The sequence below is a fragment of the Curtobacterium sp. MCBA15_012 genome (genome assembly GCF_001864935.2).
In the GTDB taxonomy this organism is placed as follows: Bacteria; Actinomycetota; Actinomycetes; order Actinomycetales; family Microbacteriaceae; genus Curtobacterium.
Window position 1 is genome coordinate 3,039,880 of sequence record NZ_CP126267.1, and the last position, 13,189, is coordinate 3,053,068.

At 73.0% G+C, this 13,189-nt stretch carries 10 protein-coding genes; 4 read left to right on the forward strand and 6 right to left on the reverse strand.

All coding sequences use genetic code 11. The features are described from left to right. Positions 1-72: 72 nt before the first annotated feature. Positions 73-2,706: an RNA helicase gene (locus tag QOL15_RS13975; protein ID WP_071248731.1), complete on the reverse strand. Its 2,634-nt coding sequence runs from the start codon at positions 2,704-2,706 to the stop codon at positions 73-75. Positions 2,707-2,929: 223 nt separating this feature from the next. Here QOL15_RS13975 and QOL15_RS13980 point away from each other — a divergent pair, with 223 nt between their 5' ends. Continuing rightward, entirely contained in the window at positions 2,930-3,937 is a 1,008-nt protein-coding gene (locus QOL15_RS13980) for an LLM class flavin-dependent oxidoreductase (protein ID WP_071248734.1), read from the forward strand. A gap of 461 nt (positions 3,938-4,398) precedes the next feature. Here the strand turns inward: QOL15_RS13980 and QOL15_RS13985 are convergent, their stop codons facing one another. After that, on the reverse strand, positions 4,399-6,876 hold the full coding sequence (locus QOL15_RS13985) for a glycoside hydrolase family 3 protein (RefSeq protein WP_083394078.1): 2,478 nt from the start codon (positions 6,874-6,876) through the stop codon (positions 4,399-4,401). Between the two features lie 139 nt (positions 6,877-7,015). On the opposite strand from QOL15_RS13985, the gene QOL15_RS13990 reads away from it, so the two are divergent. Continuing rightward, positions 7,016-7,615, forward strand: coding sequence for a TetR/AcrR family transcriptional regulator (locus QOL15_RS13990; RefSeq protein ID WP_065963185.1), 600 nt, complete (start codon positions 7,016-7,018; stop codon positions 7,613-7,615). Positions 7,616-7,736: 121 nt separating this feature from the next. Continuing rightward, positions 7,737-8,603 (forward strand): NAD(P)-dependent oxidoreductase, encoded by an 867-nt coding sequence (locus QOL15_RS13995; RefSeq protein ID WP_065963186.1) that lies wholly within the window; start codon positions 7,737-7,739, stop codon positions 8,601-8,603. A 137-nt stretch (positions 8,604-8,740) separates the two neighbouring features. On the opposite strand, the gene QOL15_RS14000 is transcribed toward QOL15_RS13995, so the two are convergent. Both QOL15_RS14000 and QOL15_RS14005 read right to left on the reverse strand, forming a co-directional pair. Further along, entirely contained in the window at positions 8,741-10,312 is a 1,572-nt protein-coding gene (locus tag QOL15_RS14000; RefSeq protein ID WP_071248774.1) for a class I SAM-dependent methyltransferase, read from the reverse strand. Positions 10,313-10,407: 95 nt separating this feature from the next. Further along, positions 10,408-10,782 (reverse strand): helix-turn-helix transcriptional regulator, encoded by a 375-nt coding sequence (locus tag QOL15_RS14005; protein ID WP_071248738.1) that lies wholly within the window; start codon positions 10,780-10,782, stop codon positions 10,408-10,410. A 105-nt stretch (positions 10,783-10,887) separates the two neighbouring features. Between QOL15_RS14005 and QOL15_RS14010 the strand changes: the two genes are divergently transcribed. Further along, complete coding sequence (locus QOL15_RS14010) at positions 10,888-12,135, forward strand: MFS transporter (protein ID WP_071248741.1); 1,248 nt, start codon at positions 10,888-10,890, stop codon at positions 12,133-12,135. Positions 12,136-12,147: 12 nt separating this feature from the next. Here QOL15_RS14010 and QOL15_RS14015 read toward each other — a convergent pair whose 3' ends face one another. Then, a complete protein-coding gene (locus tag QOL15_RS14015; RefSeq protein ID WP_065963193.1) occupies positions 12,148-12,621 on the reverse strand; it encodes a TIGR02611 family protein in 474 nt (157 codons plus the stop codon). A 234-nt stretch (positions 12,622-12,855) separates the two neighbouring features. Continuing rightward, entirely contained in the window at positions 12,856-13,188 is a 333-nt protein-coding gene (locus tag QOL15_RS14020) for a TraR/DksA family transcriptional regulator (protein ID WP_071248745.1), read from the reverse strand. Position 13,189: the final 1 nt, after the last annotated feature.

The following is a 13,189-nucleotide window of genomic DNA, read 5'->3' on the forward strand; positions in this document are numbered from 1 at the left end:
GACGGGGCGGGGACGACACGTCCTCGCCCCGTCGGCGCACGCGTCCCGCACCACCCGAGCGGAACGACGACCTCAGTCGACGTCGACCTCGGCCCACCCGTCGAACCGCCCGATCTCGGTCACCCGCACGACCGCCTCGCCGGCCTCGTCCGAGGCGTCGAGGTCGATCGTCGCCGAGAACCCGAAGTCCTTGTCACCCTCTGGATCGGCGAAGATCTGCCGCGCCCGCCAGACCCGCGGAGCAGCACCGGCACCGCCGCCCGCGGCACCCCCGCCCGTACCACCGGCGCGCCCCGTCCCCGGCGCCTCGTCGAGCACCAGGTACTGCATCGAGCGCGCGTCGGCGTCGGTGCCGATCGCGTCGTGCTCCTCGTAGTACGACTCGAGCACCGCGTCCCACGCGGAACGGTCGAAGCCGCTCGTCGCGTCGAGCTCGCCGAGTCCGGCGGGGTCGTCGGCCGCGGCGAGCAGCACCCGCTGGAACAGGGCGTTGCGCACGAGCACCCGGAACGCCCGGACGTTGCCGGTCAGACGCGCGGGCTGGGGCGGCGCGATCTCGGCGTGGGGAGCGACCCCGGATTCCTCGGCGGCCAGCAGGAGGTCACCGTTGAGCAGCGCCTCCCATTCGTCGACCAGGGACGAGTCCGTCTGCCGCACGACCTCGCCGAGCCACTCGATCAGGTCGTCGAGCTCCTGGGTCCGCTGCTCCTCGGTGATGGTCTGGCGCATCGTGCGGTAGGCGTCGGACAGGTACCGGAGCACGAGGCCCTCGGAGCGGGTGAGCTGGTAGAACCGCACGAAGTCGCCGAAGGTCATGGCCCGCTCGTACATGTCGCGGACGACGGCCTTGGGCGAGAGCGCGAAGTCGAGCACCCAGGGCTGCTCGGCCGCGTACGACTCGTACGCCGCGGTGAGCAGCTCGTCGAGCGGCTTCGGCCAGGTGACCTCCTCGAGCAGCTCCATCCGCTCGTCGTACTCGATGCCCTCCTGCTTCATGCGGGCGACGGCCTCGCCGCGTTCCTTGAACTGCTGCTGCGCGAGGATCGCCCGGGGGTCGTCCAGCGTGGCCTCGACGATCGAGACCATGTCGAGCGCGTAGGTCGGCGACTCGGGGTCGAGCAGCTCGAACGCGGCGAGCGCGAACGGCGACAGCGGCTGGTTGAGCGCGAAGTTCGGCGCGAGGTCGACCGTCAGGCGGTACTCGCCGTCGACCTTCTCGATCACGCGGGCGTTGATCAACGTGCGGGCGATCGTGAGCGCCCGCCGGGCCATCGCGAGCTGCCGGGAGCGCGGCTCGTGGTTGTCGAACACCAGGGACCGCACGTCCTCGAACACGGATCCCCCGCGTGCGACGACGGAGAGCACCATCGCGTGCGTGATCCGCATCCGCGACACCATCGGCTCCGGTTCGGCACCGATGAGCCGCTCGAACGACGGCTGTCCCCAGGAGACGAACCCCTCGGGCGCCTTCTTGCGCTTGATCTTGTTCTTCTTCTTCGGGTCGTCCCCGGCCTTCGCGACGGCCCGTGCGTTCTCGATGTCGTGCTCGGGCGCCTCGGCGACGACGTCGCCCTCGGTGTCGTACCCGGCGCGACCGGCACGGCCGGCGATCTGGTGGAACTCGCGGGCGGACAGCTGCCGCATCTTGGTGCCGTCGAACTTCGTCAGCCCGGTGAACAGCACCGCGCGGATCGGCACGTTGATGCCGACGCCGAGCGTGTCGGTGCCGCAGATGACGGGCAGTAGACCACGCTGGGCGAGCTGTTCGACGAGCCGCCGGTACTTCGGCAGCATCCCGGCGTGGTGCACCCCGATGCCGGCGCGGATGAGCCGCGACAGCACCTGCCCGAAGCCGGCGCTGAACCGGAACCCGGCGATGGCCGCGGCGATCTCGTCACGGCGTTCGCGGGAGGCGACGCGCGCCGACATGAGCGCCTGCGCCCGTTCGAGCGCGGCGGCCTGGGCGAAGTGGACGATGTAGACCGGCGCCTTGCCCTCCTCGAGCAGCCGTTCGACGGTCTCCTGCACGGGCGTCATCACGTACTCGTAGGACAGCGGGACCGGCCGCGAGACGCCGGTGACCCGGGCCGTCGGCCGACCGGTGCGCCGGGACAGGTCGTCGGCGATGGTCGTCACGTCGCCGAGGGTCGCGGACATGAGCAGGAACTGCGCGCGCTCGAGCACGAGCAGCGGCACCTGCCACGCCCACCCGCGGTCCGGGTCGCCGTAGAAGTGGAACTCGTCCATCACGACGACGTCGACCTCGGCGTCGGGTCCCTGCCGCAGCGCGAGGTTCGCCAGGATCTCAGCGGTGCAGCACACGATCGGGGCGTCGGCGTTGACGCTCGAGTCGCCCGTGACCATGCCGACGTTCTGCGCGCCGAACAGGTCGACGAGCTGGAAGAACTTCTCGGAGACGAGCGCCTTGATCGGCGCCGTGTAGTAGCTCCGCTTGCCCTCGGCGAGCGCCGCGAAGTGCGCACCCGCCGCCACCAGGGACTTGCCGGTCCCGGTGGGCGTGCTGAGGACCACGTTCGCACCGGAGACGAGCTCGATGACGGCCTCGTCCTGCGCGGGGTACAGGGGTCGGCCGCCGGACGCCGCCCAGTCGGCGAACGCCTCGTAGACCGCGTCGGGGTCGACGACGCCGTCGACCGCCGCCGGCAGGGCGGCGACGAGGGGCGGGACGGTGGTGACGTCGGTCATGCACCCATCCTCCCAGGTGGGCGGTGACCGCCCGACGGACGGGAGGCACGGTGCCGGCCCGCCACGAGCGTCCCGTCACGCACGCGGTAGCCGGGAGGCACGTGGCGGCGGCGACCCGCGCCTCCCGTCCGGCACGGGGCGGACGGGAGGCGCGGTGCGGGCCCGCCACGCGCCTCCCGTCCGACCCTGGCCACGTTTGGATGCGCGCGCATAGACTCGACCCGTGCGCGAACTCGGCTTCCTGTCCTTCGTCCCGAACCACGGCGGCCCTGCGGGTGCCGCCGCCGCGCTCGAGGACGGCCTGCGGCTCTTCGAGACGGCCGAGTCCCTCGGCTACGGCACCGGCTGGGTGCGCGGTCGGCACTTCGAGCCGTTCCTCACCAGCCCGATGACCTTCTTCGCCGCCGCGGCCCAGCGCACCAGCTCGATCGGCTTCGGCACCGCCGTGCTCGGCATGCGCTACGAGGACCCGGTCCGGCTCGCCGAGGACGCGAGCACCGTCGACCTCCTGAGCGGCGGCCGCGTGCAGCTCGGCATCAGCACCGGCATCCCGGGCTACGGCCCGATCCTCGACCCGGTGTTCGGCGCCTCGGAGCGCAGCTTCCGCGACGAGGCCGAGGCACGCGCCGCCCGCCTGCTCGAGGTCCTGCGCGGTGAACCGCTCGGCACCTCCGGCAAGGGCTACGAGAGCATCCCGGCCGACACCGAACTGACCCTGCAGCCGCAGAGCCCGGGGCTGCTCGAGCGCGTCTGGTGGGGCGGCGGGAGCCTCGGCACCGCGGAGCGCACCGCCGACAAGGGCCTGCTGCTGCACTGCTCCACGCTGAACACCGAGGACACCGGCGAACCGTTCGCCGTCGCGCAGGCGGCCCAGGTCGAGGCGTACCGGGCCCGCTTCGCCGAACGACACCCGGGCCGCACGCCGAAGGTCGCGGTCGGGCGCATCGTCGTGCCGCTCCTCGACGACCACGACCGTGCCGTGCACGAGGAGTTCCTCACCGGGTACGCCAGCGGCATGGACGACGAGGGCCGACCGCTCTCCGGCCCGCCGTTCCGCTTCAGCAAGGTCGTCGCGGGAGGCGTCTCCGAGATCGTGGACGCCCTGGCCGCCGACCCGGCCGTGACGGCGACCGACGAGCTCGTCGTCACCCTGCCGGCGAACGGCGACGCGGCGTCGCACGAGCGGATCCTGCGGATCGTGGCCGAGGAGGTCGTCCCGCAGCTGCGGTGACGGCTCGCGGTGGACCAGGCATCCGGCCGGGCCCACGCACGGTGGTCCCGGTACCCGGCCGGATGTCCATCCGGTTCCTGATCCACACCGGATGGTCGCTCCACTCTCGCACCGCCTGAGTGGTTTGTCATCATCGCTGCTCGGACAAGATGACTGATGTTCACGCCTGTTTCGACGCCCGGGCGTGTTGCGTCCAGCCGGTCCCAGCGATCCGAGGCGCAGCAGCGCGGACGGTCCCGGCAGAGCATGCGGCTGCATGTACGTGCCCGGAAGAGGAATGCGCCCCCGCGTCGAGGCAGGGGCGCATCCGGACGCACCAGGGTCGAGGGGGCTTCGACGGTCGGATCAGGAGACCGCGTCGCGCACACGACGACCCCGTGGTGGTGCGTGTGCTGACGGTAACCAGCCGTCGAGCACTGGTCGATGGTACTGCTCGGGGTCGTCGTGCGCGCGGGAAGCGGCTACTCCAGTTCGAGGGTCGTCGTCCCGACGATCGCGGTCACCGACTCGGCGACGTGCAGCGAGAACGTGCCGGGCTCGTACCGCCAGGCACCGTCCCAGTGCGCGAACGCCCGTGCCGGCACCTCGATCGAGACCTCGGTCGACGCACCGGCGTCGAGGCGCACCGGCGCGAAGCCGACGAGCCAGCGGACGGGGCGGTCGACGGCCGACTCCTCGCGCGAGGCGTAGACCTGCACGACGTGCTTGCCCGCGCGGTCGCCGGTGTTCGCGACGGTCGCGGTGACGATCACCGCATCGCCCTCGCGGACGGTCGGCGTCGCGCTGATGCCGTCGATCGCCCAGGTCGTGTAGCCGAGGCCGTGGCCGAACGGGTACGCGGGCTCGGTCCCGGCGCGGAGCCAGGCCCGGTACCCGACGTGCACGCCCTCGTCGTACGCGACCTTCCCGTCGACCGGGGTGACGTTCGCGACCGGGACGTCCTCGAGCGTCGCCGGCCACGTGGTGGGCAGGCGACCGCCGGGTTCGGCCGCGCCCGTGAGCACGTCGGCCAGGGCGTTGCCGTACTCCTGGCCGCCGAACCAGGTGAGGAGCACCGCGGCGACGTCGTCCCGCCAGGGCATCTCGACCGGTGACCCGGAGTTGACCACCACGACGGTGTTCGGGTTCGCGGCGGCGACCGCACGGACCAGGTCGTCCTGGTGTCCGGGGAGCGCGAGCGACGAACGGTCGTACCCCTCGGACTCCACCTTGCTGTTCGTGCCGACGACGACGATCGCGACGTCCGCGCCGGTGGCGGTCGCGACGGCCGCCTCGACGAGGGCCGCGGGGTCGGCGTCGCTCGGCTCGGTGCCGAACTGGTACGCGAGCACCCCGCCGAGCGCCTCGTCCTGCACGATGTCGTGCTCGATCCGGATCGCAACCGGTCGGCCGGCCTCGACCGGCACGGGCACCGAGCGTGCCGGCGGGTTGAGGAAGGCGGCACCGAGCTGGTCACCCTCGTACGGCACGGTCTCGTCGAGCAGGAGCTCGCCGTCGATCCAGAGGCGCGAGTGGCCGGCGGCGCCGATGCCGATCCGGACCGTGCCCGTCGTCTCCGGGGTGTACGAGGTGGTGATGTCGAGCCGGTCGGCCTCCCGCGTCGGGGCGTCGCCGCCGAACCAGAACAGCGCGGTGGCACGGCGGTCCTCGACGTACAGCTCCTCGCCGTCCCGCACGAACGCGACGCGGGCGCCGGGCTCGCCGGTGCCGGGGTTCGTGATGGTCGACAGCGGGAACTCGGCGATCCCCTCCTGCACGACCGCACCGATGGCGTACTCGACCGTCGCACCCGGGAACGCCGCCCGGACGCCGTCGATCGGCGACACGACACGCTCCGGCACGACGGTCGCCGAGCCGCCGCCCTGCGTGCGGGCCTGGTCGGCGTTGTGCCCGACGATCGCGATGCGGGAGACCGCGGCGGGGTCGAGCGGCAGCACGCCGGTGTTCCGGACGAGCACGGTGCCCTCGGCCTCGGCACGGCGCACGAAGGCGATCCCGTCCTCGACGTGCACCGGACGCTCGGCGACCGGCTCGAAGCCCTCGAGGGCACCGACACGGGCGGCGAGCACGAGGATGCGGCGGACCTTGCGGTCGATCGCCGCCTCGGGCACCTCGCCGGACTGCACGGCGGCGAGCAGCGGGCCCTCGCTCCACCACGGGTTCGGTCCGGGCATCGCGACGTCCTGCGAGGCCTTCGCCGACTCGACGGAGCGCACGCCCGTCCAGTCGGACACGACGATCCCGTCGAAGCCCCACTCCGCGTTGAGCGGCGTCTCGAGCAGGTCGTTCTCCGACGCGGTCACGCCGTTGATCGCGTTGTACGACGACATCACGGCCCAGGCGTGCGCCTCGGTCACGGCCTTCTCGAACGCGAGCAGGTACAGCTCCCGGAGCGCCCGGTCGGACACCTCGGTCGACGCGGTGAAGCGGTCGGTCTCGTAGTCGTTCGCGATGTAGTGCTTCGGGGTCGCGGCGACGCCGTTCTCCTGCACGCCGGCGACGTAGCTCGCGGCGAGGTCGCCGGTCAGCAGCGGGTCCTCACTGAACGCCTCGAAGTGCCGGCCGCCGAGCGGGGAGCGGTGCAGGTTGATGGTCGGGCCGAGGACGACGTCGACACCCTTGCGCCGGGCCTCCACGGCGGCCGCGGCACCGTAGCGCTTCGCGATCGCACGGTCCCAGGACGCCGACAGCGCGGTGGCCGAGGGCAGGTTGAGCGAGGGGTCGCGCTCGTCCCAGACCTCGCCGCGGACGCCGGACGGACCGTCCGACATGAGGATGCGCCGCAGACCGATCTTCTCGATCGGCCAGGTGGTCCAGAAGTCGCGTCCGGTCAGCAGCTGGACCTTCTCCTCGGTCGTCAGCTGTCCGAGGAGCGCGTCGATGCGCTCGGTCAGCGGCGACGGACGGGAGGCGCGGGTCGTTTCGTCCACGGTGGTCACGATGGTCGGTCCCTTCGGTGTTCGACGGGCGCCGGGGCAGGACCTCCGCGCGCCATCGTCGGCGGCTCGGGCCAGCGTAGCACCGAAAACCTATCTTAAGTCGGTTTCTGCGGGTGGGAGCGGACGGTACGCTCGCGCCATGGCACGACGGGGTTCGTACGCGAAGGGCATCGCGAAGCGCGAGGAGATCCTCACGGTCGCGCTCGACCTCGTCGCCCAGCAGGGGTTCCGGCGCACGAGCATCAAGGACATCGCCGACGCCGTGGGGCTCACGCAGGCCGGGCTGCTGCACTACTTCGACTCGAAGGACGAGCTCTGGGTCGAGGTGCTCCGCCGCCGCGACGAGGTCGACCTCGCACAGGACTGGGGTGCCGCCGCGTCCGACCCCGGCTCGTTCCTGGCGGCGATCGTCCGGCACAACACCGAGGTCCCCGGCCTCGTGCAGATGTTCGTGAACCTGTCCGCCGCGGCGGCCACCGACCCGGAGCACCCCGCGCACGAGTACTTCCGCGAGCGCTACGAACGCAGCCGCGGGGACTTCGCCGCCGACTTCCGCGCGATGCAGCAGGACGGCCGACTCCGTGCCGACGTCGACCCCGAGCAGCTCGCGAGCGTGCTCCTGGCGATCTCCGACGGCATGCAGATCCAGTGGCTCTACGACCCGACGCGGGACATGGCCGAGCACGTCGAGCTCGTCGCCCGGCTCGCGGTCGCCCAGGCCGTCACGCCCGCCGTCTGACCACCGCCCCACCTCGCGCCCGCCGGACAGGTACCGCCAGTGCCTGGTCCCGCCCGCCCGCCGGACGGCAGGATGGGACGCGGCCGACCACGGCCGACCGACGACGATGTGGAGTGACGCGATGACGCGTGTTGTGGTGACCGGAGGCAGCGGCAAGCTCGGACGGGCGGTCGTCCGCGACCTCGACGAGCACGGGTACGACGTGGTCCTGCTCGACCGGGTCCCCTCCCCCGACAAGCCCGAGCGGGTGCCGTTCGTCCGCGTCGACCTGAGCGATTACGGCCAGGTGCTCGGCGCACTGACCGGCATCGACGACCGCTACGACGCCGTCGACGCCGTGGTGCACCTCGCGGCCGTGCCCGCCCCGGGCCAGGTGCCCGACGTGGCGTTGATCACGAACAACGTCACGGCGTCGATCAACGTCTTCCACGCGGCCCGTGTCGCCCGGATCAAGAACGTCGTGTGGGCGTCGAGCGAGACCCTGCTCGGCATCCCGATGGGCGAGCACCACCCGCCGTACCTGCCCGTCGACGAGGAGTTCGCGGTGCGCCCGCAGTCCTCGTACTCGCTCGGCAAGGCCGTCGAGGAGGAGATGGCCCGCCACTTCACGCGCTGGGACCCGGAGCTGAAGATGATCGGTCTGCGGTTCTCGAACGTCATGGACGAGACCGACTACCCGGCCTTCCCGTGGGACGCCTCCCCCGAGGCGAAGACCTTCAACCTGTGGTCGTACATCGACTCGCGCGACGGCGCCCAGGCCGTGCGGAAGTCGCTCGAGGCCGACCTCACCGGCTTCGAGGCCTTCGTCATCGCGAGCCCGGACACCGTCATGGACACCCCGACGATCGAGCTCGTCGAGCGCTTCGTGCCGGACATCGAGCGTCGCGCCGACATCGACGGCGTCAGCTCGCTGCTCTCGATCGAGAAGGCTCGCGAGCTCCTCGGCTACGCACCCGAGCACAGCTGGCGCGACCACCGCACGCACTGACACCGTCCCCCGCCTGCGGGACGCGACGCAGGCGGTCGCGTCCCGCAGGCGGGTGCGCCCCGCAGGCGGTTGCGTCCAGCGGACGGGAACCGGCAGGCAGGCACGCGGTCCCGGCCGGACGGGAGGCGCGGGTCGCCTCAGGACGTCGGCGCGAGCAGCAGGCCGTCCAGCACCAGGTCCCGCACCCGCGGCAGCAGGTCGGCCGACAGTGCGTCGCCGTCGACCCCGGTGATCTGCGCGATGGCGGCGACGATCGCCGCGACCGACAGTTCGCCGTCGCAGGCCCCGACGAACGCGGCGAGCGCCGTGTCCGCGTCCACGCGCCGACCGAACCCGCCGCCCTGCACCAGGGTGATCACGGTCGGGTCGTCGTTGCCGGGCCAGTAGTGCCGCTCCTCGGTGACGTCCCCGGCGACCCGCAGGTGCGCCGACGCCAGTGCCGCGTCGTCGTGCGCACCGAGCCACGCGGCCGCGTCGAGGACGCGCGCCACCGTCGCACCGAGCCCCGCGGGGTTGGTGCCGAGCGCCTCGGGGACGCGCTCGAAGCGACGGAGCCGGGCCGGGCCTCCCGTCGGTCGCCGCACCACGACGTAGCCGAAGCCGACCCCGGTGACCCGCCGCGTCGCGAAGTCGTCGAGCCAGGCGTCGACCAGGGCGTCGGACTCGGGCGTGCCGGGCTTGGTGCCACCGTCCCGGATCCAGGTCTCGGCGTAGGCGGGCGGGTCCTCGCGCTCGCGTTCCACGACCCACACGTCGAGGTCGGTGTCCGCGAACCACGACCGCACCCGCTCGAGCCCGTCGTCGCCCCAGCGGTACTCCCAGTTGCCGAGCAGCTGCGCGGTCCCACCGGGTTCCAGGTGGTCCGCCAGGCCGCGCAGCACCGTCTCGACCAGGGCGTCGCCGACCATGCCGCCGTCGCGGTACTCGTAGGCCGGGACACCGTCGCGGCGCGGGGTGATCACGAACGGCGGGTTCGACACGATGCGGTCGAAGCGTTCCCCGGCGACCGGCTCGAACAGGGAGCCGAGCCGCAGGTCGATGCCGTCGACGCCGTTGAGCGCCGCGTTGAACCGGGCGATGTCGAGGGCCCGCTGCGAGATGTCGGTGGCCACGACCTCGTCGGCGAACCGTCGGGCGTGCAGCGCCTGGATCCCGCACCCGGTGCCGAGGTCGAGCACCCGCCGCACGGGCACGGGCACCTGCAGACCGGACAGCGTCGTCGAGGCACCGCCGATGCCGAGCACGTGCTCCTCGCCGAGGGCCGTGCCGAGCGCGAGCTCCCCGAGGTCGGAGACGATCCACCAGCTGCCGGCACCGAGGTCGTCGACGAACGCGTAGGGCCGCAGGTCCACGGTCGGACGCACCCGCTCGTGCCCGGCGTCCGGGACGCCCGCGTCGTCGGAGTCGTCGTCGCGCCGCAGCAGCCCGGCGGCGAGCACGCCGTCGAGTCCGGCGGTCGGGAAGGCCCGCTCGGCGTCGGACCGCGGGACGGGCAGGCCGAGCACGAACAGCGTCGCGAGGGTCGCCAGGGCCGACGGCTCCCGTGCGGCGAGGGCCCGGAGCGCGGCGACCCGCGAGCCGCGGTGCAGCGACGCGGCCGCCTCGCTCCCCCACAGTGCGTCGACCCGGTCGACCGTGAAGCCGGCGGCGTCGAGGTCCGCGGCGAGCGCGGTGACCACGGCGGGGTGGGTGCGGACGGTCGGGAGCACGTGCCGCGGGCCGGTGTGGGCGGCGGCGCGGAGAGCAGCAGGGGTCGCGACGGGGTGCGTGCCGGGCAGGGCATCGCCTGGGGCCGCGGTCGCGGTCACGCCGGGACCTCCGCCCGCATCAGAGCGGCGGGCACGGTCCAGTCGACGACGAGGTCGAGCAGGCCGGGGAAGCGCTGCTGCACGTCGTCGACCCGCACGCGGCTCGACCGCACGAGTCCCTCCTGGTGCTGCTCGAGCAGCCCGGCCTCGCGCAGCACGCGGAAGTGGTGTGTCAGCGTGGACTTCGGTCGGTCGACGCCGACCCACCCGCAGCTGCGCACCCCGCCGGCCGCGTCCACCAGGTAGCGGTGCAGGATCGCGAGCCGGATCGGGTCGCTCAGCGCGTCGAGCACGACGGGCAGCTCCATCTCGGCCGCGGTCGGCTGCGGCAGACGTTCTGGGGCGACGGAGTCCACGGGCGCGGCGGGCATGCCACGACGGTAGCACCGCCGCTCGATCAGTACGAGTTGCGTCGTACAGTCGGACTGCTGTACGAATGTGCTCGTACAGCAGTCGACCCGGCAGGAAGGTGCCCCATGCAGCCAGCACGCGGAGTCGCGGGGTTCTGGATCCTCGCCGCCATGCTCTTCGTGGCGATGGCCTCGTCCTCGGTCCCGTCGCCGATCTACCCCGTCTACGCCGCCGAGTGGGACCTCACCCCGCTCATGCTCACGGGCGTGTTCGCGATCTACGTCGCCGGACTCCTGGTCACCATGCTCGTCGCCGGTCGACTGTCGGACCACGTCGGTCGCAAGCCCGTGCTCGTCGCCGGCGGGCTGCTGCTCGTCGTGTCGCTCGTGCTGTTCACCGGCGCCGACGGCTTCGCGGCACTCGTGGTCGACCGGATCGTGCAGGGCGTCGCGGTCGGACTCCTCATCGGCGCCCTCGGCGCGGCACTCATCGACAACTCGCTCGAGCGCTTCCCGTCGCTCGCCGGTGTCCTGAACGGTGCGGTCCCGCCCTTCGCCCTGGCGACCGGAGCCGTGTCGAGCGGCGCCCTGGTCGAGTGGGGCCCGGCGCCGGAGCAGCTCGTCTACGTGCTCTTCGGTGCGCTCCTGCTGCTGCTCGTCGCCGCCCTGGCCGTCGTGCCCGAGCGGGTCACCCGCCGCCCGGGCGCGCTCCGCTCCCTCCGCCCGACCGTGTCCGTGCCCCGGGCGTCGCGAGCACTGTTCCGCGGCGTCGCCGGTGCCCTCGTCGCGAGCTGGGCGCTGGGCGGGCTGTTCCTGTCGCTCGTGCCGTCGGCGCTCGGCGCGGTGTTCGGCATCCACGACCACTTCGCGGCCGGGGCCCTCATCGCGGTCGTCACCGGCGTCGGCGGGCTGACCGGGCTCGCCATCCAGCGCCTCGACACGCGTCGGAGCCTGTTCCTCGGTCTCGTCGCGCTCATCGTCGGCCCGGTGGTCACCGTGTCGTTCGTGTTCGCGCACTCGCTGCCCGGACTCGTGGTCGGGAGCGCGATCGCGGGGGTCGGCTTCGGCGCCGGGTTCCAGGCACCGCTGCGGATGCTGCTCGCGACCGCCGCCCCCACGCACCGCGCCGGACTGCTGTCGTCGGTCTACGTCGTCAGCTACCTGGCGTTCGGTGTGCCGGCCGTCGTCGCGGGTCTCCTCGAGCCGACGTTCGGCTTCGTGCCCGTGCTCGCCGGGTACGGCGCGTTCATCGTCCTCGCGGCGACGATCGCCCTCGTGCTGCAGGGAACGTCGCGCGGTTCTGCAGCGGTCGAGGAGCGCGCCGCCGAGGCCGTCGAGCGCACGGCGACGGGCTCCGTCCGGACCGCCGAGTAGCGCGAGCCGAGGTCAGTGCCCGGGGCGCGCCTGGTTCGCCCGCGGGTTCGGCCGTTGCCCCGCCCGCACCCCGGTGCTCCGGTGCGCGTCGGCGTGTGCGGCGTCGACGTCCGCCTTGCCCCGGTCGGCGGCGTTCCGGAGCCACTGCGGCCCGTGCCGCTTCGCCCAGTCCCAGAAGCGGTGCAGCAGTGCGCGGAGCCACGTGATGATCCGGTGGAAGAAGTGGAACTCACTCGCCAGGATCGTCAGACCGATGAACACCACGAGCCACCCGGGCCCGGGCAGCGGGACGAGGATCAGGCCGATCACGACGACGAGACCGCCGACGATCCCGACGAGCACCTTGTAGAACAGGTGCAGCCCGGGCCGCGCGTGGATCCACGTCCGGAGGTCGCGGAACCACCGGAAGCGGTGGGGTCGGTCGTCGGTCTGCTGGGCCTCGGCACGCACGACCGCATCGGGTCGCTCGTGGGTGTCGCCGTCCATGGCGGCACCGTAGGACGCGCGGCTGGGAAACGGCGGCGCAACCGGTCCACGCGGGGTGAGCGGACCGGCGGGCGCACCACGCGCCTCCCGTCCGTCCCGTGTCGCACCGGCGAGCGGACAGGCGGACGGACCACGCGCCTCCCGTCCGTCCCGTGGCGGCTCCCACCCGGCCGGGAGGCGCACCACCAGTCCTCGACGTCGGTCACCGCCGCAGGCGGGTGCAGGAGGGGCGCGTCAGGCGTGCGCGACGCAGGTCGCCGCCCACGGGACCGCCGCCAGCCGGGCCTCCGGGATCGGCTCACCGCCGACGGCGCACCGCCCCCACGTGCCGGCGTCGAGCCGCGCGAGCGCGGCGTCCACTAGGCGGACCCGCTCGCGGGCGGCGTCCCGCACCGCGCCGAGCGAGCCGCGCTCCCACGCGAGGGTCGCACCCTCGGGGTCGTGCTCGTCGTCGCTGTTCGCGTCGAGCCGGGCGTCGCTGACGTCCTGCATGCTCCGCTCGACGTCGGCCAGCAGGCGCTCGTTCCGCTGCCGCTCGGCGGTGAGGGCTGCGCGGGGATCGTCCATG

Coding starts and splice junctions, on each gene's coding strand:
- QOL15_RS14010 (WP_071248741.1), top strand. CDS start 10,888: ATGCAGCCAGCACGCGGAGTCGCGGGGTTCTGGATCCTCGCCGCCATG.
- QOL15_RS13990 (WP_065963185.1), top strand. CDS start 7,016: ATGGCACGACGGGGTTCGTACGCGAAGGGCATCGCGAAGCGCGAGGAG.
- QOL15_RS14020 (WP_071248745.1), bottom strand. CDS start 13,188: ATGGACGATCCCCGCGCAGCCCTCACCGCCGAGCGGCAGCGGAACGAG.
- QOL15_RS13975 (WP_071248731.1), bottom strand. CDS start 2,706: ATGACCGACGTCACCACCGTCCCGCCCCTCGTCGCCGCCCTGCCGGCG.
- QOL15_RS13995 (WP_065963186.1), top strand. CDS start 7,737: ATGACGCGTGTTGTGGTGACCGGAGGCAGCGGCAAGCTCGGACGGGCG.
- QOL15_RS14015 (WP_065963193.1), bottom strand. CDS start 12,621: ATGGACGGCGACACCCACGAGCGACCCGATGCGGTCGTGCGTGCCGAG.
- QOL15_RS14005 (WP_071248738.1), bottom strand. CDS start 10,782: ATGCCCGCCGCGCCCGTGGACTCCGTCGCCCCAGAACGTCTGCCGCAG.